The following is a 23,292-nucleotide window of genomic DNA, read 5'->3' as shown; positions in this document are numbered from 1 at the left end:
TCAAACGGGCAAAAAAACGCTGAATGTAGCGCCCTGACCCACCTGGCTGGTGGCCACAATGGCTCCGCCGTGGTTTTTGATCACCTTATCACAAATGGCCAGACCGATCCCGGTGCCGGCATAGTCTTTGCGGCCATGAAGGCGTTGGAAAACCTGGAAAATCCGTTCCGCATACCGGACATCGAAACCAATGCCGTTGTCGATGACATCGATACAATGGTAAGCAATGGCTTTTCCACGCGTCTGAACGCCATCAGGCAGATTCTCCTCCGCAACCCAGCGGGCTTTGATCCGGATCTGCGGGGGATCGGAAGGCTTGTGGAATTTGAGCGCATTGCTGAGCAGATTCTGGAAGAGTTGCCGGAGCTGCCGGGAATCGCCGAGCACCACCGGCAGTGGATCGAGGTCTATTTTGGCCCCCAATTCCGAGATAACGCCATCGAGATCCGTCATCACCAGATTCACCAGAGCCGTGAGCGAAACGGGAATATCGACCTCCCGCTGGGTCGACAAACGGGAGAGGTTGAGCAGATCCGTGATCAAAGTAGACATCCGTTCGCCCGCCATCTTCATCCGGTTCAGCAAATCCAGACCGGAAGGTTCCAGCACCGAACCGTACTGATCCGATAGCATACTGCTGAAGGACTGAATTTTTCGCAGCGGTTCTTTCAGGTCGTGGGATGCCACATAGGCAAACTCCTGCAGGCTGTTGTTCGATTGGAGCAACCGCTCGTTGGATTTCAGCAGTTCTTTATTGGAAGCCGCCAGTTCCTTGTTGACCTCTTCCAGTTCGCGGGTGCGTTCATAAACTTGTTCCTCCAGGTTGCTGACCAGCGTTTGAAAACGCTCCTCGTTTTCCCTCAGCTCGTGGTTTGCTTTTCTCAATTCCAGCAGGTTCACCACCTGTTTCGCCAGAATCTTCAATGCATCCAGTTGGTGCGCATCCAGCACTTTCGGTTCGTGATCAATGACGCACAGCGAACCGAGGGCAAAACCGTTTGATTCCACGAGGGGAACGCCCGCGTAAAAAATAACATGCGGTTCGCCGGTAACCAGCGGATTGCCCGCGAAACGTTCGTCTGTTCTGGAATCGGTTACAATGAAGGTTTCCAGCGGATTTTGCAGGGCGTGGGTGCAGAACGCCAGTTCACGCGGTGTTTCCCGCACATCGAGCCCGTGGTTGGATTTAAACCACTGCCTTTTGTCGTCGATCAGGCTAATGAGGGAAATGGGCGTTTGACAGATTTGGGAAGCCAGATTGGTAATGGCATCGTAGTCACTATCGGGCAAAGAATCCAGGATATGGTATGCTTTTAACGCATTAATTCGGTTGATTTCTTCAGGCGAAAAAGTCGGTGGCATCAGTAAATAGCAGTCTGGTAGCGTTTTGGTAGGATATTTTCTATGAATGAATCGATTAATGAACAAATTTAGGCTTTGTCTTCAGCACCTAACCAGCATTTCAACCGGTTTGTTTTAAACCGCAAGATTATAGGCTTAGTTGCGTACGTATCGGCACGCTTTGGAACTATTAAAATAATCATTTGCTGGTAACATTGGACCCCTCCGGGGTTAATAATCTCACAGTTTGCGTTAACTATAGGGTTACCTGGAGAAAAAAGAAGGGTACAAAAAAGTGCTATCACTTTTTTGTACCCTTCAGGAAAGCAGGTTTTGGATAAAAGCTGACCGACTTTGCCTTACGGTTTGTAACTCACGCGGTAAATGACGCCGTTGTTATCGTCCGTGAACAGGAGTGAGCCATCCGGCATCGTCGCAATACCGACCGGGCGGCCAAACTGTGCCTGGTTGTTGTTAACCAGAAAACCCGTTACAAAATCATCGATGCGTGTTGGTTTTCCGTTCTCGAAATGGACTCGTACCACTTTATAACCAGACGGTTGGGACCGGTTCCAGGAGCCGCGCATCGTGGCAAAGGCATCATTTTGATAGTCCGTTGGAAAACCGTTGGTACCACCTGTGTAGAACACCATGCCCAGGGGAGCCGCGTGGGCTTCATAGGAGAGTGTCGGTAAGGTCGTTTTGGCCAGGATTTGCGCGTAGGTGGTATCGCCCATCGGCCGGGGATGCGGGTTGTAGTTGCCATCCCCGTAAATGTACGGCCAGCCATAGAAAGCACCCTGTTTGATCTGGTTCAGCTCTTCTTTCTGTTGTTCGTCGCCGAGCCAGTCGATGCCGTGGTCAAAACCGTAGAGTTCCTTGGTTTCGGGATGCCAGCCAAAACCGATGGTATTGCGCAGTCCACTGGCAAAAATGATGCGGTTGCTGCCGTCGGCATTGGCCCGCAGAATCGTCGCATGCTCAGCATTGGGTTCGGCGCAGGCATTGCAGGTGCTGCCGACGGTGATATACATCAACCCATCGGGACCAAACCCAATGGTCCGGTTCGGGTGCTGACCGCCATCGGGCAGGTTGTTGATGAGTTGCTGTGGTGTGCCCAGCGTGCCATCCGAATTCAGATCGGCCCGGTACACTTCTTTCACCGTTACCAGATACAGTTTATCCATGTGAATCGTCAGGCCATGCACGGCCTTGATGTTGGCGACCACCTGGTTTAGATCCGCTTTTCCATCACCTGTGGTATCGCGCAAGAGGGTAACTGTTCCCGCTTCGCGGCTGGTGACGTACACATTTCCCGACGAACTGACGGCCAACATCCGGGGCTTGCCGAGCTGGTCGGCAAACTTGGCGATGCTGAAACCCGCCGGGAGCTTCAATTGGGCCACGCGAGCGTCGGTGGCGTCGACCAATGCGGGTTCAAAGACATTCCCCTGAATACTGGCCGACGTGGGTTCTTTGTTGGTTTCGGGAATTTTGGCATCAATGAGATGGTCCTTGGTGCAGGAACTGGCGAAGGCTAATCCGACCAGGCCGGCCAGCAAAGACGTGAAATGTAGATTCTTCATTTTCAAATGGGCTGTGAACGTTGCGTGAATAGGGAATTATCATCCTTTGATCATGCTAACCTGAAAAGCCAATGTGTATGATCTGAAAAGGGGAGAATAGCGAGCGTACGGCCCGGAATCTCCCCTAAACCTGAAAAAAACCGACCCCATTGGAGCCGGTTTTTTTCAGGTTTAGGAAGAGAGGGTTTGTTCTTAGTTGATAGCGACGAGTCGGGGAGCCGCCTGGGTCTGCGGAGTTGTGGCCAGCGTTAATTCCTGCGTGGTGGTTTCAACTCCGTTGCTGATGGCGACCTGATAGACGCCGTCGGGCAACGCACTGACGTCCAGACGCACCCGGGCCGCTTCCTGGCGTTTGCCGAATTGCTGCACGAAGAACTCCTTGCCCGCGCTGTTGGTTAGTCGAACGAACACCGTTCCGCCGGTTTCTTTTTGCAGGGCAATCTGGATTTTGCCTTCCGTCGTTTTGTACATGCTGCTTTTGAAGGCGGCTGCGGTTTTGGGTTTTCCAGCGGGCTTGTTGGTGTCAGCTACAGAAGCCGAGACGGTTACGGCGGTCAGGGTAAAGGCAACGAGCAGGGATTTGATGAGCGTTTTCATGGCGTATGATGTTTGATTTTTGTTTCTGTTTGAATGAATCAAAGGTCGGCATCAACGGCACAAAAGACTGTCACAAATGAGTCGATAGCTGCTATTTTTGGGAAAAGGGGAGGAATTAGAGAAAGGGAGGATTTCAACAACGATAGGACTTTCGCTTTTTGCCCCTAAATCCCCTAAAGGGGACTTTTAGCATCTGGATTAAACTGCGTCCGAGTCCCCTTTAGGGGATTTAGGGGCAATTCGTGAGTGTAACAGAATTGTCAGATGTAATTCCTAATCGAAATAACCCGGTTATTTTTTCTGGTAAACCCGGACGTAATCGTAGGCCACATCGTCGGGGAGCGTGGCCAGCGCGGGGTCACCACCCCAGCCGGTGAGTTCCAGGCTCAGGAGTAGGTATTCTTCCGTTTGGGAAACGGCGGTGGTGGTGCGCCAGGTTTCCCGGTTATCCACGTAAAAAATATATTCTTTCTCCGTCCACAGCAGACCAAAGGTATGAAAACCGGTTGCAATTGCGGGCACGGTTACTTTTTTGCCTACGGTTTTGTGGTCGCTGCCGTAGCCGTCCCAGTGCAGGTTGTGGTGAATCGTGGCGGGTTCTTTGCGGTGGTATTCAAAAATATCAATTTCGACGCCGGAATTCACCGGATCGCCAATGACCTTGCCCATCGTCGGGGTTTGCAGCCAGAAAGCCACGTGTGGCCCCAGTTCGTGGTTCATTCGGGCGCGGGATTCAAAATAACCGTACTTCGTTTTGTAGAATTTCTCCGTACCCAACTGGCCGATTTTGTATTCATTCCCCACTTTTTGTAATTCGATGAGGAGGTTTCCCTGACCGTCGAGCCGGACGGTTTCTTTCGCCACCCGCCCCCGATTGCGCACCACGCCCAACTGACGGTATTCCCATTTGGTGAGGTCCAGCGACGCGCCGTTGAATTCATCCCGCCAAACCGCCTGATAGCCCTGGTTCAGAAACGTTTGGGCCAGCGGACTGTCTTCAACGGACGTGCCGGAAACCAGTGGTCTTGTGCCAGGATTCGCACAAGACCACCCCAAGAGCGCCAAAAGGATGATTTTTTTCACGGTATCGTTTACCAGCCGGGGGCTTACCAGCCCGGATTCTGGATCAGTTTGGGATTCATTTCAATTTCCGTTTGCGGAATGGGCCAGACGGTGATGTTGTCTTTCCAGGTATACGGAATGGTGATGCTGCCCCAGATCTGATTTACCCCGCTGCCCGGCGTAAACACCTTGTCTTTCAGCGATCCCCAGCGGAGTTCGTCGAAGTAGTTGACGCCTTCGTTGACAAACTCGACCCGGCGTTCGTTGCGAATCCGTTCGCGCAAATCGGCTTGTCCGGCTACCGTCGTGGCCGCCGAAGAATTCAGCAAACCAACCCCGGCGCGGGCGCGTACTTCGTTCACCAGCGCCACGGCTTCCGTTGTTTTGTTCTGCTCATTAAGGGCTTCGGCCCACATTAGCAGCACGTCGGCGTAGCGAATGATCGGAAAATCGATCGGGCCAAACTGGCGGTTCAGCAACTCGGTCGAGCCTTCGTAGACAAACTTGCGGTGCAGGTAAAAGAACTGACTCCGTGAGTCGGTGAATAAGTCAAGCACCGGCGGGGTTTCGCTCCGCGACGGCCAGCGGTTGGTATACACCTGATCGGCTCCGTTTTGCGGACGGCCCAGGTAGGTTGCGTAAGGCACAATGACGTTGCTGAGCAGGCGGGGATCGCGGTTTTGGTAGGCTTTCGCAATCCGCTCCTCGTTGCCGTTCGGCAGATACAGCGCCATGTTAAGGCCCTTGTTGGTGCCGGTGGTGATTTCGGCCGCCGTCAGGCCGTTCCGGTAAAAGAACACCTCGCGTTTGTCGGCAGGCATGCTGCTGAAACCCGGAATGATGGCGTCCCAGTTGAATTTGGAACCGTCCTTGTTTTCGTACAGATCCACCACCGAAGTCGAAACGTAATAGTTGTTCCAGCACGAACCGAACGACGAACGCGTTCCGCAATACCACTGGGTGGTAGAACCGTAGGTGTCGACACCCGTGTTCTGGATCGAGAAAATCATTTCGTCCGACTGTTCGTTGACCTCCTTGAAGAGCTTGCTGTAGTCGGCAAAGAGTTTGTACCCGGCATCTTTCACTTTGGCAAAATCGGCCGCGGCTTCGGCGTATTTTTTCTGGTAGAGGTACGCTTTGCCCCGCAGCGCATAGGCCGCGCCCTTCGTGACGTGTCCGTAATTAGCCGCCTTGGCCGCGTATTTGGCCGGTAGGTTCGGTTCGTTGATGGCATCGGTCAGGTCCTGAATCACCACTTCCCAGACCTTGGCCTCCGTTTCGCGGGGGCGGTTCATTTCGGGAACGGTAACGGGCTCAAGGTACACCGGAACGCCCTTATAGAGCTGATTCAGGCGGAGGTAGAAATAGGCCCGCAGGAATTTACACTCCGCAATCAGCCGTGCCTTTTTTTCAGCCGCCGAGGGCGACTTGGCCGCAATGTTGGTAATGGCGTCGTTGGCGCGGTGGACGCCTTCGTAGAGTTCTTTCCAGGTGTTCAAAAACCGCCCGCTCGACGTGGTCGAGGTGGCATTGATCATGTCGTTGCCCCCGCGGCTTGAGGAGGTAAAGCCCATGCCGTCCATCTGGTACAACTCCCGGTCGGAAGCCCCCCCGGTCTGAATGCCCAGCCGCAGGGCGTTATACACCCCGGTAACGCCGAGGTCGGTCAGGTTATCGCTCACCCACATGTTGGCCGAACTGATCGAGCCGTAGGGAGTCGTGTCCAGCAGATCGTTTTCACAACTGCCGAGGCTGAGCACCACTATCAGGCCCAGGCCTGCTTTGTTGATGCCCCTTTTGCCAATATTTTTTATCAATTGAAGGAAGTTCATAGTCTTGGAGGGTAGCGATTAAAACGTTACGTTCAGGCCCACGGCATACTGTTTCATGGTCGGGTAGGAGACGTTTGCCCCCACTTCCGGATCGAGGCCCGGATACTTGGTGATCATGAAGACGTTCTCGCCCGACAAAAACACCCGGGCGCGGCTCATCCCGATTTTAGCACCCCAGGCCGTCGGAATCGTGTAACCAATCTGCAGGTTTTTCAGCTTCACGTACGAAGCATCATACAACCAGTAGCTGCTGGGGATATTCGTCTGACTGTCCGAGTTGTATTTCAACCGCGGAAACGTGCCGCCGGTATTGTTGGCCGGGTCGCTCGGATTGGCGTCGTTGTAGTAATAGTGGTCATCGGCAATCCGGGTGCCGATCGAATTGGTCAGCGTCGTGCGCGTTCCGTTGACACCCGTCTGGTTATACAGGTATTTCATGCCCGCACTTCCGGCCCAGAGCATCGAGAAATCGAACCCGCGCCAGGATGCACTGAGTGAAAGACCCATGATAAATTTCGGCGTGCTGCTCACGCCCGAAAACCGCTTGTCGAAATTGTTTCCGTAGGTGCCGTCGCCGTTGATATCGGCATAAATCAGGTCTCCGTAGTACAATTGTCCTTTTCCGATGGTGCCGACTGGCTGAAACTTATACCCCTTGGCGATCATCGCCTGCACCCACGCCAGGTCATCCGGCGTCCGGATCATGCCGTCGGTTGGTCCGCCGTTGATGTTGACCGTTCCGTCGGAATTGGAATGGCTGCCATCGCCCTTGTACACATCGAGAAGGTAATATTCGTTGATCGGATGGCCTTCCAGAATGCGCGTGTCTCCCCCGCTCGACACCTGGCCGATGTTGGAGCTATAGACTTTGTTACCGGCGGCATCGGTCGTGTAGCCTTCGGCCAGAGCACCCCGGTAATTGGTCACCCGGTTGATGTTATACGCCACGTTGCCGCTCACCGAAAAATCGACTTCTCCAATTTTGTCGCGCCAGCCGAGCGTCAACTCCAGCCCTTTGTTAAGCACGCCTGCCGTATTCTGGGTGGGAGCCCCTTTCGTCCCGGCGGTGAGAAAAATGGGCGGGGTCGTCAAAATACCGTCGGTCAGTTTGTGGTACCAGTCCAGTTCGAAATTCATCCGGCCCTTGAACAAGGCACCTTCCAGACCGATGTCGGTAACACTCGTCGATTCCCAGAGCAGCAGCGGGTTGGCATATTTGGCCTGCACCAAACCGGTGGTGGCAACTGCGTTGAATGAATAGGGTACCTTGCCATAAACCGCCTGGTAGTCGTAATCGCCCGATGCCCCGGCGGCATAGATGACGTTGTTGTTTGCGCCGTTGTTTCCGAGTTTACCCCAGGATGCCCGCAGTTTCAGGCCCTGAATTTTTTCATTCAGCCCGCGCAGGAACGGTTCTTCCGAAAGCCGCCAGCCCGCCGAGAAGGAAGGGAAGACCCCCCAGCGGCTTTCCGGTGCAAAACGCGACGAACCGTCGTACCGCAAATTGGCTTCAAACAGGTATTTCGACTGGTACGCGTAGTTGACCCGCCCGAAATACGAACGCATGGCGCGGTTATATTCCTGTCCACCAGCCGTGTTCGAGGTTTCACCGGCCGAGCCCAGCGTGGTCGTGGAGTAGTCGATCAGCCCGCGTTTTGAGGCATTGAAATCATAATACCGGAAGTTGAACTGGTTGTAACCGACCAGAGCACCAAAATCGTGGTCGCTTCCGAATGTCGTGCTGTAGCGCAATACGTTGTCCAGCGTCAGCAGGTAATCCCGGTTGAACGAATAACCGGTCGTCAACTGGTCGGCGGGGGTCAACTGCACTTTCAGCGTATTGGTCGAAAAATCCCAGCGTTCGGCTGGCCCGGCCAGCGCGTAGGAATTGCCTTCGTTGAAGCGCGTCTGGTAGTTGACTTTTGGCTCCAGCGTAAGCCCTTTGGCCAGGGTTATGATGCCATAGAGGGTGGTATTGAACCGGGTGGTGCGGTCGAGTCCGCCGGTGCCGTCCAGATACGAGAAGATGTTGTTGACCGTGGTCGGTTCTTCCACCGCTACCGGAAAACCGTATTTCCCGTTGTAATAGGGATAAATGCCGGGATTGGTTTGCCACAAATACTGGAAGGCCAGATCGGTATTGGCTTTTCCGGCCGACTGCGTCGAGGCAAACGTTTGTGCGCCCAGGGTGAGGAACTTCGCTACTTTCGACTCGATGTTGGCCCGAAGCTGGAAGCGTTTGATGCCCGTATTCTGCATCACGCCCCGGTTGTCGAGGTAGCCGAGCGACATGTTGTAGAGTGATTTGTCGCCCCCGCCACTGACCGCAATGTTGTGGTTCTGAACAATCTCATTCCGAAACACCCAACTGGCCCAGTCGGTGTTGGGATAGGCCACGTAGTTGGGAACGCCCCCCGCGCTGATGCCGTTGGGGTCCTTGTTGGCGTTTTCCCAGGTCTGGATCGTGTTGGCCGAATAGACTTCCGCCACGCCCACGTTCCGGTTGCTTTCGTTGAATAACCGCATGTAACGAACGTAGTCCGAGATAAATTCAGGCACGTTGCTCGGGCGGGCCGACGAGAGGATGCCGGTATAGGTGACGGTCGTTTTCTTGGCCGACCCTTTTTTGGTCGTGATCAGAATAACACCGTTGGCGGCCAGTGACCCGTAGATGGACGCCGAAGCCGCATCTTTCAGGATCGACATGGATTCGATGTCGTTCGGGTTGACGGCGTCCATCGACCCCTGTACCCCGTCGATGATGACCAGGGCGTCGCTGTTGTTGAGCGTACCGGTTCCCCGAATCCGGATGGTGGCTCCGTCGGAACCCGGTTTTCCGGACGACTGCCGCACAAAGACGCCCGGTGCCAGACCCGCTAGGGACGACGAAACGTTGGTGACCGGCCTACTTTCGATGCTTTTGGCCGACACCGTGGCCACCGAACCCGTCAGGTTGACTTTTTTCTGGGTGCCATACCCCACCACGACGACTTCGCTCAGGGCCTGCATGTCGGGGGCCATGGTCACGTTAACGGTTGTTTGCGCGCCCACGGCAATTTCCTGCAGGGTATAACCGATAAATGAGAAGACGAGCGTGGCCCCCTGATCGACAGCAATCCGGTATTTTCCGTCGGCGTCGGTCGTGGTGCCGCGCGTAGTGCCTTTCACCTGGATGCTGACACCGGGGAGTCCTTTCCCGGTTTCGTCGGTCACGGAGCCGGTGATGGTTTCCTCCGCGGCCGACGACCGCAGGATCAACGGGCCATTTCCCGCCGGAGCCGCCACAACCGACCCGGTTGCCAGGCAAAGGCCGAGAAGGGGGCACAGCAAGCCGATCGGTCGGCCATACTGCAAAATCAGAGAACGTATAGATCGCTTCATACTGGATGGGTTGATTGGTTAAAGGTATTAGGTCAATTAGGTCACTGGTTCACTACAAATCGGCGGGTTCAGACTGGCGGGGCACCGTAGCAAGGCACAATCGGGGTAAGTCAGTTGGAATTCTCATCGAAGCGTGCAGGCTCCGACTGAGAAACGGACGGCGGTTCATACGGACAGGGTTGAAGGGTGCGTAGTCGGTGCGGCCTCCGAAAATACATTCAGATTCCGCATCTTAGTAGCAAAATACGATGATTGTAAAGCATTTTTTTGACAAAAAATTTGCAGAATTTGTCGTTTAATTTGCAACTTTCTATTTTAACTATTCCTGAATAGCAAATTGCTCTTTAAAAAAAACGTCCACCCGCGAATGGCACGGGTGGACGGTACAGGCCTTCGGCCAACGCCCCTATATGGCGCGGGTTTATCGGCCCGAGAAACCGCGATTACACGCGATCACTGAATAGGTGTATAACCCGGTTCAAAGGTCCCGGGAGGCAAACCGGTTGGGGTGCAGGCAGTTTGACCAGTAATCGATGATGGCTTGCAGTTGCGTTGTGATGTCGGCCATGTTGTTCTTTTTTTCAAAAAAACCCTGAATGGTCAGATCGTAAGCTTCTTCGACGAGGTGCTTGTAAACCGGGTGGGTAAAAAAGATGAAGGGGATCGCCCGCTTGCGCAAAACCTTGTCCTGCTCGATCTGCCGTCGAAGTTCCAGACCCGTCATGGTGTTCATCGTCACTTCCGAGATAATCAGAAAAGGGCGTTGATCGGTGGTGCGCAGAAAATCGATGGCGTTTTGCCCCCGGGTAAAAACCACGACCGGATTATGGGGAGCGATCTGTTTGAGGATTGGTACTAAAATTTCGTGGTCATCTTCGTCATCATCGATTAATACAATTGGCCCCTTCGTTTCCATGCTTTCCTTTTCGTATGTTTTTACCAGAACATAACTGAGGGGCCGCCCAAGTGTTTGATAAAACCTGCGGTTCGAGTATACGGCCTTTCCGGAACGATTATTGAAGGAACAATCCGGTTACATCCCGAACGATTTCTTGCCCTGGCCGGGAATTTTTTACCCCCTGAAAGGGGTTATGTAGCTGCTCAAGATTTAAACCATAGACATTGAAATATCCTGTTTGTGAAAATCCCTGTGTTTTTGTGGTCGATGATGATGAAGACGACCAGTTTCTGATTCAGCACGTCTTTATCCACCATAGCCCGGAGTGTCGGATTAACGTAATCACCAATGGGGTTGAACTACTGGAAGCCCTGGAAACGGCCGAGGTGTTGCCCGCTCTGGTGTTGTTAGATCTGAACATGCCCGTTATGGGCGGCCTGGAAGCCCTGGCGTTGATTCGAAAAGAGCCAAAATATGATAGCCTGCCAATAGTCATCCTGACAACCTCCAACCAGGCCGTTGACCAGCAGCGGGCACTGGAACTGGGCGCAAACGGGTTTGTAACCAAACCTCTGTTACTGAAAGAATATAACCAGCTAATCCTGACGTTGCGAAAACAATGGCTGATCGGTCGCTGCATCGGGTGAGGCTTTGTTTGTTGATCGGCTAGTGCTTCACCACTTTGATTGTCACGCTTTTTAATCCGTTCGTTACGTGTAACAGCAGGAGCCCCGCCGGTTGCTGACGAACCGAAAGGCTCTGTCGCTCAATCCTTTGAGCCACTTCAATGTGCCGCTGGCCGATCAGTCGCCCGCTGGCATCCGTCAGTTGCAGCCGGAGTGGCTGGCCTTCTGCCCCCCGGATCTCCACCTGAAGCTGATCGGAAACCGGGTTGCCCAACACCCGCACCTGAAGCTCTGACGTACTTTCGGCCGACAAGCGCCCGGGAGCGTTACACGTCAACGGTTTGCCTGACCATTTCAACTCGTAACCCGACCCCTGAACCCGCGCCCGGATGACACGCTGGGTACCGTCTTTCAGGGCCGCCGGTGTTTCAAAACTGAAGGCATGCGCCCCGTTACCTTTGCCCGCGTCCTTCAGATCCGAACGGTAGATATTGGCCAAGGTACTTCCCCAGACGGTGACATCCCCCGGGCTGTTCTCGGAATAAAATTCGACCGTCAGCGGGGTGTTCGGCTTGTTGCGGTCCCAGACCCAGCCCCGAATGGTGCCGCACTCAACCTTGTCCAGGTAGCCATCGAAACTGCCCGTTACCGCACTCGTCGATGCCGGAAGCACCGTCAGGTTGAAACTGACACTGTTGGTATTGCCGTAGTCATCCGAAGCCTGATAAGCGATAACAAACGTACCTTCGGCTTTGGGAGTACCGTAGATAATCCGTTCGAACGGGTCGAAATACAGGCCGTTGGGCAAATTATCCAGCCAGTAAAATAGTTCGGCACCTTCCAGGTCCGAAAAGGCCACCAACGTGGCCGAGAAGGGAACGTTTAGCTGGGCCACCACGGGCGCAATCAGAACGGTTGGTGTCGGTGCAACGGGAGGTTTGTTTTCCGGAAAATCCCCCTGGCGACATACCAGCGCCTTCGGTGAGCCTTTCAGGATGAAGTTACTCCCACGGATGCGGGCTGTTAAAAGGTGCAGATTGTTATCGATCAGCCGTTCCGGAATGGAAAAATAGAAGGCATGGTTGCCATTACCCTTGCCCGCCTTCTGGAGGTCGGCCCGAAATTCACCGGCCACCAACATCCCGATCACATTGGGTCCGTCCAGAATCTCGACCGAAACGGGGGTGTTGGGTTTGTTGCCATCCCAGGCCCAGCCCCGGAAGGTGCTGCAGTCGGCTCCGTACACATAGCCATCGAACGCGCCCGAAACCGATGAGCCGACAACCTCGACGGTCGGCGTAATTGTCGCCGAACAACTACCTCGGGTGCAGGTGACTGAATACATCTTTGTACCAATGATGGAAGTCGGTAGGGGAATGAAGGGACCAGCGCCCAAAACCCCATTGGGGCCACTCCAACTGATCTGCCCGGATTCACAGCCATTGACCGTCAGCATAACTTCCGGGGTATTCTGGAGGATGGGAGTGGTGGTACTATTGAGCTGATAGGTCAGTGCTGGCGTGGTGCATGGCGTCTCCCGCAAGACAACCAGCCAGTAGTTCAATATGCCTTTTACATTCTCGGTTTTATCCCCACCGGCGTTTGAATACGAGCTACCCAGAAGATAAAAGTCGCCAGTGGCACTTTGGCTAATCCCGGCCAGTTCATCATAATCCGTGCCCCCCAGGGTCTTATCCCACGACCATTCCCCTTGCGAAGTCAGTTTAACCACCCAGAGATCGCGGTCTCCCCGGCTATCTTCCGACTTGAGGGCATTGCGATTTGAATTGGAGAATCCCCCGACCAAATAACCGCCGTCAGCAGTAGCGATGATTTTGGTGGGGTAATCGCCGTATATTCCTCCCAGGGTCTTATCCCAGCTTTTGTGACCGTCGGCATCGACCTTAACCACCCAATAATCGGAAACCCCGAAATAATCTCCCGATTTATCAAAACTTTTGGTGGACGAGGACGCTCCGCTCACCACCACTCCGCCATCCGTAGTGGCCGTACCGGATAGTGCGTTATCGTCCTGGTCTCCCCCGATGGTTTTATCCCAGATCTTGTTCCCGTCGGCGTCAATCTTGACCAGCCAGTAATCATTGGTCCCGCGAACATTATCGGTTTTATCGCCCCCGGCATTGGACCATGACGAACCGAACAGCACAAATTTTTCGTCCGAAGTTGGAATAATATTCGTCAAATACTGAAATTCGGATCCGCCATATGTTTTATCCCAGATTTTGTTTCCGTCCAGATCAACCCGAATCACCCAGTAATCGCCAGCGCTCTTCAGAGGTGCCGTCTTATCCGGCCCCGGGGGCGATGACGACAGGCACCCCAGCAGATATCCCTGATTGTTCGGAAGCACGGCAATATCCATAATCTGATCCTGCATTTCCCCCCCAAAGGTCTTGTCCCAGCGTTTGGTGCCATCCGAATCGATTTTTACGAGCCAGCAGTCGACGTAACCCCGGCCGTTCTCCGATTTATCCCCGCCAGCATTCGAGTCGGAGGAACCGCCCAGCAGAAAACCGCCATCGGGTGTAGCCACGATGGTCATTAAGGACTCGTAATTGCTGCCGCCGATGGTTTTATCCCAGAGCTTACCACCACTGGCATTGACTTTGACGAGCCAGATATCATTAGCACCCTTGCTGTCTTCGGTTTTGTCACCACTAATCGAGGAGGACGAATTTCCGCCCAGCAGAAAACCGCCGTCGCCGGTTGGAAGAATGACTTTGGCCTCGTCAAACTCATTGCCACCGATGGTTTTATCAAAAACTTTGGTGACCTGTGCCTGCAGGCCGATGCTTACGAAGAAGAACAGCACCGGCAACCACCGGCGATTAAACGGCATCCATAGAGCGTTTTTCATGATACGATAGTAGTTGGTTTTGATCAATGGGAACGGGCTGTCGGGCGCTGGCACCGAACAGAAACCCGTTCCCTTACCGATCTGATCACTTATCCGATTACTGCTTCAGGATTTTCAGACTGACCTTTTTCGGGCCACTACTGACCTGTAAGAACAGTAAGCCTGCCGGTTGTCCCAGAACCGATACGGTCTGCCGCTCTACCGGTTTTGCCGCTTCAATGTGCCGCTGGCCGATCAGTCGCCCGCTGGCATCCGTCAGTTGCAACCGCAGCGGCTGGCCCTCCGCCCCCCGGATTTCGACCGCCACCTGATCCGAAACCGGGTTGCCCAACACCGTCACCTCAAGCTGCGAAGCGGTTTCGGCCGACAACCGCGCCGGGGCACACTGGTAGGCTTTCGGTGAGCCTTTCAAGTCGTAGGTGCTGCCCAGCACCCGCGCCCGGATCAACGTGCCGTTGGTCACACTGCCCGGCGGACTGAAGTTGTAGGCATGGGCGCCGTTGCCCTTGCCCGCGTCTTTCAGGTCCTGCCGGTAGATGTTCGCCACCGTACTGCCTAAAACCGTCCCCGATCCGTCCAGATAGAATTCGACCGTCAGCGGGGTGTTGGGTTTGTTCCGATCCCAGACCCAGCCGCGAATACCGCCACAGTCGAGCTTGTCGAGATAGCCCTCGAAGTTGCCCGTGACCGTGGTTGTGGATTGTGGATTGACGGTGAGGGGGAAGCTCACGGAGTTGGTCAACACGCCGTCGCTGGCCGAATAGATCAGCACGAAGGTTCCCGCCTGGGTGGGAGTACCGGCAATGACCCGGCTGGTCATGTTGATGGCTAAACCGTCGGGTAAACCGCTCAGGGCGTAGGTCAGCGGCTGGCCTTCCGGATCGGTAAAGGCCACCAGTGTTCCGGCGAAGGGTACCCCAACCTGGGCCGTCAGGGGAGCGATGAGGATGGTGGGTGAGGGAGGGACGGGGGCTTTGTTGGCGGGCGTTCCGGTTCCCTGACAGATGAGGGCTTTGGGGGAATCTTTGAGGATGAAACTGCTGCCGCTGACGCGGGCGGAGAGGTTGTGGGGCAAGCCATCTTTGAGATTATCAGGGATGGTGAACCGGAAGGCGTGTCGGCCATTGCCTTTGCCGGCATCGAGTAAATCCTGGCGCAAGACATCGGCCATCAGGGTCGCTATGACGTTGGGGCCGTCAAGAATATCGACCGAAATGGCGGTGTTGGGTTTGTTGCGGTCCCAGGCCCATCCGCGGAAGGTGGCGCAGTCGGCACCATTGACAAAACCGTCGAAGGAACCGGTTACCTCCGAAGCACTGATGGTGACGGAGGTGCTACCGGGTTGGGAAACACAACTGCCGACCGTACAGGTGGCCGAATACCCAATTGTTGTCACGGTGGCTGTCGGAACGTTGATGACGGTGCCGCTGCCGCTGGTTCCGTTGGACCCTTTCCAGTTGACCGATCCGCCTTCACAGCCGGTGACATTGACGGTTACATAAGGGGTGTTTTGCCAGATGGGCAGGGTAACTGCCGGATTCAGCGTCAGTACCGGAGCCGGTCCGGTATTGACGCTGAGCGAAAAGGCATTGGTGGTCAGAGAATTACAGGTTGAGGTAATAACGAGTTGATAACTACCCGCGTCGGCTGCCTGCACATTGGTTAGGCTGAGTGTTGCAGTGGTCTGGGGCGGGTTGAGGGGGCTGCCCTCTTTGAACCACTGGTAAGTTAAAGCACCGGGGCCGGTAGCGGAAACCGGTAGATTGATCGTGCTTCCGGCACACACAGCGGAAGCCGACGCAGGTTGGCCGGTAATGGTAATGCCTTGATATTCATAGGCTCCCATGTCCACAGTGTTGACAAATCGCGGATTGCCCGCCAGATCAGTGGTGATACCCGTCAGACCATTGGCGCTGCTGCTGCCGGTATTGACCGGTATTGAGCAGGCCACCAGTTGCAGGTTCTCATTATCGGCATCCACAAAGGGCGAGGTGGTTGCCGTCAGGTTGGTGGGGTCTGTGGTGTAAGCATACGGCGCATCGAACAGGCTGTTGGTTGCAACGACGATACCGTAAAAAGTAGCAATCGGATTGGTTCCGTTGTCAAACAGGATGCAGTTTGTCAGGGTAGCGATGCCAATTTGGGTATAGGGTCCACCGCAATCGACAAAAAGGGCACCAATGTTATCTTTTCCGCTATTTTGGCTAAAGCTACAATTGGTAAGTACGGGGGTACTGGTGCCACCATTTTCAGCGTCGACATACATAGCAGCCCCCCACCCAATGGATTTATTCTTGGTAAAGCTGCAATTGGTAATGGTCGGATTCGAATTACCACTTCTTCCGTTATTTTGGATGGCTGCCGCCCCTTTAACAAAACCTCTGCCGGTTGTGGGAATTTCGTTTTGACTGAAACGACAGGAAATAATGGCAGGACTACTGGTACCGTATTCTCCGTCATTGACGATGGCACCTCCATGAACTTCCGCTTTATTCAAACTGAAATCACAACGTTCAATGCGGGGGTTGGAAGTTCCGCCACTTGAACCCGAATTATAGATAGCTCCGCCCCTTAAATTGGCGTAATTCTGTGAAAAAGTGCAGTCACTAATCCGCGCATTACTGGTTCCACCACCCGATGAATTGTTGTAGAGAGCCCCACCGGCTGAAGCCAAATTGCTGGTAAAAGTACAATGACTGATGGCAATGGGGTTTGTGGCGTCACCGGCCCGATCGTTAAAGATGGCTCCACCGCGATCATCGCATTTATTTTCGGTAAAGTCGCAATGGGTAATAACCGGATTGCTCCCGGGCAGGAAGGCTTTGTTCATCATTGCTCCGCCCAAAGCAGCCGCCGAGTTTAGTGTAAACGTACAATAGGCAATGGTCGGGTCTGAAGGCTGTTCGTTGTCCGTCAGCTCCAGATTGAGAATACCCCCTCCCCATCCATCCGAATCTGTTCCGTTGGCCCGCCCACCGGTGATAACGAAACCATCCAGGCGAGTCTGGTCATTGACACCGTAAAACCGCACGACGTGGTAGCTGTTGCCGTCATCCAGCGTAGAGTTATTGTCGATGTCGCCCGAGAGGGTTGTGCTGGAGGGGTTGGTAGTACGGCTTCCGTTTGAAGGGTTATAACCACCGTAGACCTGGACCCCGGATGCGATGGTGAACGACTGGGTGCGGTCAGCACTTGCAGTGGGTTTATACAATCCCTGGCCGATCAAAACCGTCGTACCCGCGGGTGAGGTTGCCAGCAGATTTTGCAAGGCTGCACCATCGTAGGCCGTCGCCCAGGAATTGCCATTCTGGGGACTTCCCCCCGTCGGGGTGACATACACCTGAGCCGAAGCGGTCAGAACCCGAAAGAGCAGCAGCATACTGACTGCGAATAGGCGCAAACCAATTGGGTTGGGGGTCGGTCTGCGAAGGGGTAGTGGTTTTTTCATAATGGGAATTGGATTCGTGCGTATACAGGTTACACCTGCCCGGTCTGATGCCGGGTCAGATACGCCCCAAACGTAGTTTCCGATTTACAATCGGACTATCGCATTTTTCCCAATTAGTATAGCGATCTTCCCATCTTTCCAAAAAGCAGGGTAAACCCGACAAAAATCCAAAACCCGCCTGGTTGGGGCGGGTTTTGGATCGTGCGGGGGAAAACCGGCGCAGTGTCAGGGAGTTTCCTGTCAGGCTATGATTTTTCTTTCGCCTGATACTCCCTCGGGGTCACCTGGTAGTGCTGCCGAAACATCTTGGTGAAATGCGCCGGAGAATCAAAGCCCACCAGATAGGCCGTCTCCGACACTGCTTTTCCCTCTTTCAACAACTGAACCGACCGCTTTAGCCGGTGTACCCGAATGAAATCACCGGGCGTTACCCCGGCCACCGCTTTCATCTTCCGGTAGAGGCTCATCCGGCTCAGGTTTGTATACTTCTCAATATCTTCGACCCGAAAGGCTGCGTTGTCCAGATTGGTTTCAATGAGTTGGGTAATGTCGGCCAGCAACCGATCGACGGGTGCCGGTTGCGGGAGTTCGGGCTGCGCCAACCCGACCTGAAGCTGCTCCCGCAGCCGACGCTGGTTCTCGAGCAGATTCCGCACCTGCAACTGTAACTCCTGCACATGAAACGGTTTGGTCAGGTACGCATCGGCTCCCCGCGTCAAACCTTCAATCCGATCCTCATAGGCGACCCTGGCCGTCAGCAGCACCACCGGAATGTGGCTGGTCCGCAGGTCACTTTTCAGGTGGTCACACAGCGTATGGCCATCCATCACCGGCATCATGACATCACTGATGATGACATCCGGCATCCGTTCAAGAGCCAGATTCAACCCGTCCTGTCCGTTGCGGGCCTGATCCACTTCATACCCGGCGGGCAGGCTCTCGGTGATAAACTGCGCCAGTTCGGCGTGGTCTTCTACGACCAAAACCCGAACCCGTTCGTCCTGCCCGTTTTCATTGGATGCGATTGCCTGTCCCTCATCGGTCAATCGGCCTTTTTCAATGGGTTGAGCCACCCGAACCGGCAAGCATATCCGGAAAAGCGTGCCCAGTCCTTCCCGGCTCTCCACCGTGATCTGCCCCTGCTGGCTTTCCACCAGTTCTTTGACCAACGATAGCCCGATGCCCGTTCCCGACGGTCGGTTTGGAAGGTATTCTGGTCTCGTTTCCACCTGATAATACCGGTCAAAGATCAATGGTAAACTAACGGGTGGAATGCCAATACCCGTATCGCTCACCACGAGTTCGATTCCTTCCTGCGTTCCTTGCAGGGGGTAAACCTGCACCCGAACCTGCCCTCCCTTTGGCGTAAACTTCAGGGCATTCGACACCAGGTTATAGACGATCGGTTCGAGCTTATCGGCATCAAACCAGTAGTGGGATACCAGACTGTTTTCGAAAACCAGATGGATGCCCAGCCCCGAAGCCTGTTCCCGAAACGGCAGCAGCCACTGATCAACACACTGGCCCAGGTCCCCAAGCGACGCGTTGACGGTCATGAGGTTGGCTTCCAGTTTGGAGAAGTCCATCAACTGGTTGATGAGCCGCAGCAGGTGACGCGCCTGGGTCTCCATGATCGAAACCCGGCGCTGAATTCCGGGTTCGAGCGGCTGTTGCAGCAACTGTTCGGCGGGCGACAGGATCAGCGTCAGGGGCGTTCGAAACTCGTGGGTGACGTTGGCAAAAAACCGGCTTTTCATTTCATCCAGTTCCCGGAGTTTTGCAGCTTCGTGTTCTTTCAGTGCCATCGATTGCTGCATTTTGAGCCGGTTGACGTAATTCCGAAACAGGCCGTAGGCCATTCCGACCCCGACGATGGTGTAGAAAGCGTATGCCCACCAGGTGGCCCACCAGGGCGGATGAATGACAATGCGCAGGGTTCGGATTTTCGGGCTCCAGACGCCGGTCAAATTGGTTGCGTTCAGGCGCAGGGTATACGTGCCGGGCCTTAAATCTGTAAAAACCGCTTCGGGCCGCTGGCTTTCAACCCAGGTGGGGTCCAGGCCGACCAGTTGATAGCGATACCGGTTTTTGTCGTGTTTGTTGAACTGCAAAACCGCAAACCCGATGGTCAGGAAGTTCTGGTTGTCGGGTAAATGCAGTTCGTGGATGGCCTGAACGGGTAATTCGCCCAGGGGAGAATCCGGGCCCGGAACGACCGGTTTATTGTTGATGGAAAGGGTGGTGATCTCGGTGGCGGGCTGAAACGAATCCGGGCGGATGTGATCCGGATAAAAAGCCGTAATGCCCTCCAGTCCACCCATCAGGATGCGGTCGTCGGCGGTCCCTCGTCCGGGTAAGTGTAAAAAGTGAAACCGGTTGAACTCATCGGCCAGAATGCCGTCTTCGGTCGTGTAGATCTGGATGTGCAGGGTTCGCCGGTTGATGCGGCAAAGGCCTTTGTTCGTGCCCGCCCACACGTCGCCGTGCTGATCGGGAATCACCGAATAAATAACGTTATTAGGCAGGCCGTCGACCACCGACAATCGCTTGGTCAAACCGGTCTTTTTGTTGAAAATACAAATGCCACTGCCAAAGGTTCCGATCCAGAGCAGATCGGGGTTATCAGGATCGGAAGCCATAGAGAGCAGGGCATTGCTGCTGAGGGTGGCCGGGTTGTTGCGAATGTGGGTGTAGGTTTTCGTCTGTCCGTCGGCAAGGTCGATCCGCACCAAACCGCTGGATGATGTGGACAGCCAGAGCGCCTGGTTATCGATGACCAGCATCTGATGGGTATTATTCGGCTGGTGCGGAACGGCGTAGGGAAATGTCCGCCACTGCATCTGCCGCTCGTCGTACCAGAACGCGGTGGTGTCGAACACTGCCCACACCCGTCCTTTCGGATCCGTAGCCATTGGGCAGGTTAGATAGCCGATGGTCTCACTCCGGAAACGAATTGGGAACGGGATCGGGTTGGTTTTCCCTGTTCGAAAATCAAGGCGATTGAAGTCGGAGCTACCCAGGTTATACCACAGACGGCCTCCCTGATCGAGCGTGTAGCGAAAATTGTAACTATTCAGGCCTGCCATGCGGAGAGATACGGATTGGGAGGGTATCCGCAGCCAGGTTGGCGATAGCAAATCCTGGACGAATTCTTTTTGATATGGGGCCGTTTGAAAAGGATTGCTTCGAAGATCGTATTTTCTGACGCCCATACCGGACGTCCCTACCCAGAGCACATCCGATTGATCCACAAACAAGCACTGACTCGTGCTCTGGATCTGACCATTGTCTGCTTCGAGCAACTGAAGGCCTTGCTGATCGTTAAACCCAAAAATAGCACCATGATGGGCAAGATAGATATTTCCGTGTCGATCCTCCGTAAAATGCGAATAGCCTCCAGGCGTATAGGAAGCAGGGAGCGGGTATTTGCGAATTTGTCCGGAATCATGCCTTACCAACCACAACCAATGATCGGTCGTCAGCAGAACGTCACCGGAGTGGCAGACCCAAAATCCGCTTATAGTGGATTCTAAGACCGGCTGCTGTAAATAATGCCGGATGGAATGCGTTTTCCAGTCAATACAGTCGAGTCCTTTACCGGTTGTTACCCAAAGGTTACCGTTGTGCCCTTCCCGAATTCCAATCACATAATTGTGACTGAGGGATTGAGGCTGCTGCGGATCATGCTGAAAGCGACGGATCTGCCTGGTTCGGAGGTCTAAACAAATCAACCCGTTATTCATCGACGATCGCCAGAGCTGGTCATGTCGATCGACATAATAACGCGCCAAGAGAACTTCTTTCGACTTAAGAGGCTGGAAATAAGGCTGTTTTGAGAGGTTTGTAAACTGTTCGGTAACCGGATCGAAAATATCCAGATCGTTCATTTCATTGGAAATCCAGAGCTTTCCGTGCCAATCTACCTGAATCTGGGCTACTTCGGCGGTTGAGAGCGAGGGGCGTCCGTTTGGATCGGGCTGAAACACTTTGAACTGGTTACCATCGTAGCGCGCCAGGCCGTCGCGGGTTGCCATCCAGATAAACCCCTGCCTGTCCTGCACGATGGACGGTACAAACGCCTGGGGCAGCCCTTGCCGGTCGGTGATCAACTCGGGCGCGGAGAGTTTTTTAGGTTGTGCAAATAAGAAAGGACAAGGGTTGAAAAGCCATCCCCAAATCAACCACCTTAACAGAATCAAGTGACTGTCAATCTGTTTCATTCACACCTTTGAATTACCCTCACCACGAAATAAGAATTCTTTTTCGATATGTTACTATTCGTAGACATACTTTTTACTGAACGTAGTATGAACGAAGCTGGTTTTGAAAAACCGGGTTCGCTGGACGGCCGTTTTAGGGGCGTTTATGGAATGTTAGATTTACCGTTTACCTTCGTGCTTTCCGGTTTGCATGAAGAAATGCACAATCCGGTATTCGTTCATCAGGTCCTGACTTGTGTCAAAAAGATCAATCCCATGAAACCCGTATTCCTCCTGCTCCTTTTTTTTAGTACCCTCTTTTTACGCGTTGCACGGGCACAGACGGTCCCGGCCGCTGGCCCGGCAAGCGCTACTTTTTCCAATCCCCTGCCGATCCAATTTGGAGACCCTTACATTTTATACACCCAGGGTACCTACTACATGTACGGCACGGGCGGTGGAGCGGATAAGGGGTTTGCCGCCTATTCATCAACCGATATGGTTTCCTGGAAAGCCGAGGGGCAGGTGTATTTTCACACGAACAAAAATGGCTGGAGTGATCCCAAAGCCAGTTGGGGCGGGGCGTACTGGGCTCCTGAGGTCTACGAGGTGAAGGGGAAATTTTACCTGTTTTACAGTGCGCAATGGAAGGTAAACCCCACGCGGGAAGTGGAAAATTTCCGGATTGGCGTGGCCGTTGCCGACAAACCTACGGGGCCTTTCATTGATCTGACCGACCAGCCCATTTTTGATCCGGGGTATCCCATCATCGATGCCAATGTGTTTTTCGATCCGAACGGAAAAGCCTATCTCTATTATTCGCGTTGCTGCTATAAACACCCGGTCGAGAGCGAAGTAGCCGATTTCGCCCGAAAAAAAGGGTGGTACAATGAAATTGAAGAAAGCTGGGTGTATGGGGTCGAACTCAAAGCGGATTTTTCCGGTGTCGTTGGCGAACCGGTTTTGTTGCTGCGTCCCCCGGTTCAGCTCAACGACAAGCAGGCCGAATGGGAAAGTCGCTCGGTGACGGCCCGCGAAGTAAACCGTCGGTGGACGGAAGGCTCCGTTACGTTTAAAAAAGACGATACGTATTACATGATGTATTCGGCCAACCATTTCGGCGGTCAGTTTTACGCCATTGGTTACGCCACATCCAACTCTCCCCTGGGGCCCTTCAAAAAAGCCGCTAACAATCCGGTATTGCAGAAAAATACCGACCAGGGAGGTTCGGTTACAGGCACCGGGCATAACAGCATCGCCTATTCGCCGGACGGTCGGGAAATGTTTTGCGTATACCACGCCAGAACGGCCAAAACCGGGGGAGAGCGCGTGGTTTGCATCGACCGCATGGCGGTAAAAAACGGAAAAATCACCATTTTCGGGCCTACCACGACGCCCCAGAAACGCCCTTCCGGCGTAGCAAAAGCGTTAAAAGAGTAGACGC

Annotated in this window: 12 protein-coding genes; 2 read left to right on the top strand and 10 right to left on the bottom strand. The window is 54.1% G+C overall.

Features of this window, described 5'->3' with window-relative positions; translation table 11 throughout:
• From ACO064_RS08040 to ACO064_RS08010, 7 genes are all read right to left on the bottom strand, one after another.
• Entirely contained in the window at positions 1-1,290 is a 1,290-nt protein-coding gene (locus ACO064_RS08040; protein ID WP_421826873.1) for a GAF domain-containing sensor histidine kinase, read from the bottom strand.
• 410 nt (positions 1,291-1,700) lie between these two features.
• Positions 1,701-2,927 (bottom strand): PQQ-dependent sugar dehydrogenase, encoded by a 1,227-nt coding sequence (locus ACO064_RS08035; RefSeq protein WP_421826872.1) that lies wholly within the window; start codon positions 2,925-2,927, stop codon positions 1,701-1,703.
• A 192-nt stretch (positions 2,928-3,119) separates the two neighbouring features.
• Positions 3,120-3,524, bottom strand: a complete 405-nt coding sequence (locus tag ACO064_RS08030; protein ID WP_421826871.1) for a T9SS type A sorting domain-containing protein — start codon at positions 3,522-3,524, stop codon at positions 3,120-3,122.
• Between the two features lie 291 nt (positions 3,525-3,815).
• On the bottom strand, positions 3,816-4,607 hold the full coding sequence (locus tag ACO064_RS08025; RefSeq protein WP_421826870.1) for a glycoside hydrolase family 16 protein: 792 nt from the start codon (positions 4,605-4,607) through the stop codon (positions 3,816-3,818).
• Between the two features lie 23 nt (positions 4,608-4,630).
• Positions 4,631-6,418, bottom strand: coding sequence for a RagB/SusD family nutrient uptake outer membrane protein (locus tag ACO064_RS08020; RefSeq protein WP_421826869.1), 1,788 nt, complete (start codon positions 6,416-6,418; stop codon positions 4,631-4,633).
• Between the two features lie 18 nt (positions 6,419-6,436).
• A complete protein-coding gene (locus ACO064_RS08015) occupies positions 6,437-9,799 on the bottom strand; it encodes a SusC/RagA family TonB-linked outer membrane protein (protein ID WP_421826868.1) in 3,363 nt (1,120 codons plus the stop codon).
• Positions 9,800-10,277: 478 nt separating this feature from the next.
• Positions 10,278-10,715 carry a response regulator gene (locus ACO064_RS08010; protein WP_421826867.1) on the bottom strand — a complete coding sequence of 146 codons (438 nt, stop codon included), beginning with the start codon at positions 10,713-10,715 and terminating at the stop codon, positions 10,278-10,280.
• 206 nt (positions 10,716-10,921) lie between these two features.
• Here ACO064_RS08010 and ACO064_RS08005 point away from each other — a divergent pair, with 206 nt between their 5' ends.
• Positions 10,922-11,344, top strand: coding sequence for a response regulator (locus ACO064_RS08005; protein WP_421826866.1), 423 nt, complete (start codon positions 10,922-10,924; stop codon positions 11,342-11,344).
• Between the two features lie 19 nt (positions 11,345-11,363).
• Here ACO064_RS08005 and ACO064_RS08000 read toward each other — a convergent pair whose 3' ends face one another.
• The 3 genes from ACO064_RS08000 to ACO064_RS07990 form a co-directional block, all read right to left on the bottom strand.
• The gene (locus tag ACO064_RS08000; RefSeq protein WP_421826865.1) at positions 11,364-14,201 is read right to left on the bottom strand and encodes a putative Ig domain-containing protein; all 2,838 of its coding nucleotides are present in this window, start codon (positions 14,199-14,201) and stop codon (positions 11,364-11,366) included.
• Positions 14,202-14,298: 97 nt separating this feature from the next.
• Complete coding sequence (locus ACO064_RS07995; RefSeq protein ID WP_421826864.1) at positions 14,299-17,601, bottom strand: immunoglobulin domain-containing protein; 3,303 nt, start codon at positions 17,599-17,601, stop codon at positions 14,299-14,301.
• A 293-nt stretch (positions 17,602-17,894) separates the two neighbouring features.
• Positions 17,895-21,758 carry a hybrid sensor histidine kinase/response regulator transcription factor gene (locus ACO064_RS07990; protein ID WP_421826863.1) on the bottom strand — a complete coding sequence of 1,288 codons (3,864 nt, stop codon included), beginning with the start codon at positions 21,756-21,758 and terminating at the stop codon, positions 17,895-17,897.
• 366 nt (positions 21,759-22,124) lie between these two features.
• Between ACO064_RS07990 and ACO064_RS07985 the strand changes: the two genes are divergently transcribed.
• A complete protein-coding gene (locus ACO064_RS07985) occupies positions 22,125-23,288 on the top strand; it encodes a glycoside hydrolase family 43 protein (protein ID WP_421830998.1) in 1,164 nt (387 codons plus the stop codon).
• Positions 23,289-23,292: the final 4 nt, after the last annotated feature.

The organism is Larkinella sp. (assembly GCF_965227735.1).
Lineage (GTDB): Bacteria > Bacteroidota > Bacteroidia > Cytophagales > Spirosomataceae > Larkinella.
Note: the sequence above shows the minus strand (reverse complement) of the source record. Positions and strands in the feature narration are given on the sequence as shown.

What these genes read in the sequence shown, in the direction of transcription:
- ACO064_RS08035 (WP_421826872.1), bottom strand. Translation starts at nt 2,927, where the DNA reads ATGAAGAATCTACATTTCACGTCTTTGCTGGCCGGCCTGGTCGGATTA.
- ACO064_RS08015 (WP_421826868.1), bottom strand. Translation starts at nt 9,799, where the DNA reads ATGAAGCGATCTATACGTTCTCTGATTTTGCAGTATGGCCGACCGATC.
- ACO064_RS08000 (WP_421826865.1), bottom strand. Translation starts at nt 14,201, where the DNA reads ATGAAAAACGCTCTATGGATGCCGTTTAATCGCCGGTGGTTGCCGGTG.
- ACO064_RS08030 (WP_421826871.1), bottom strand. Translation starts at nt 3,524, where the DNA reads ATGAAAACGCTCATCAAATCCCTGCTCGTTGCCTTTACCCTGACCGCC.
- ACO064_RS07985 (WP_421830998.1), top strand. Translation starts at nt 22,125, where the DNA reads ATGAAACCCGTATTCCTCCTGCTCCTTTTTTTTAGTACCCTCTTTTTA.
- ACO064_RS08020 (WP_421826869.1), bottom strand. Translation starts at nt 6,418, where the DNA reads ATGAACTTCCTTCAATTGATAAAAAATATTGGCAAAAGGGGCATCAAC.
- ACO064_RS08010 (WP_421826867.1), bottom strand. Translation starts at nt 10,715, where the DNA reads ATGGAAACGAAGGGGCCAATTGTATTAATCGATGATGACGAAGATGAC.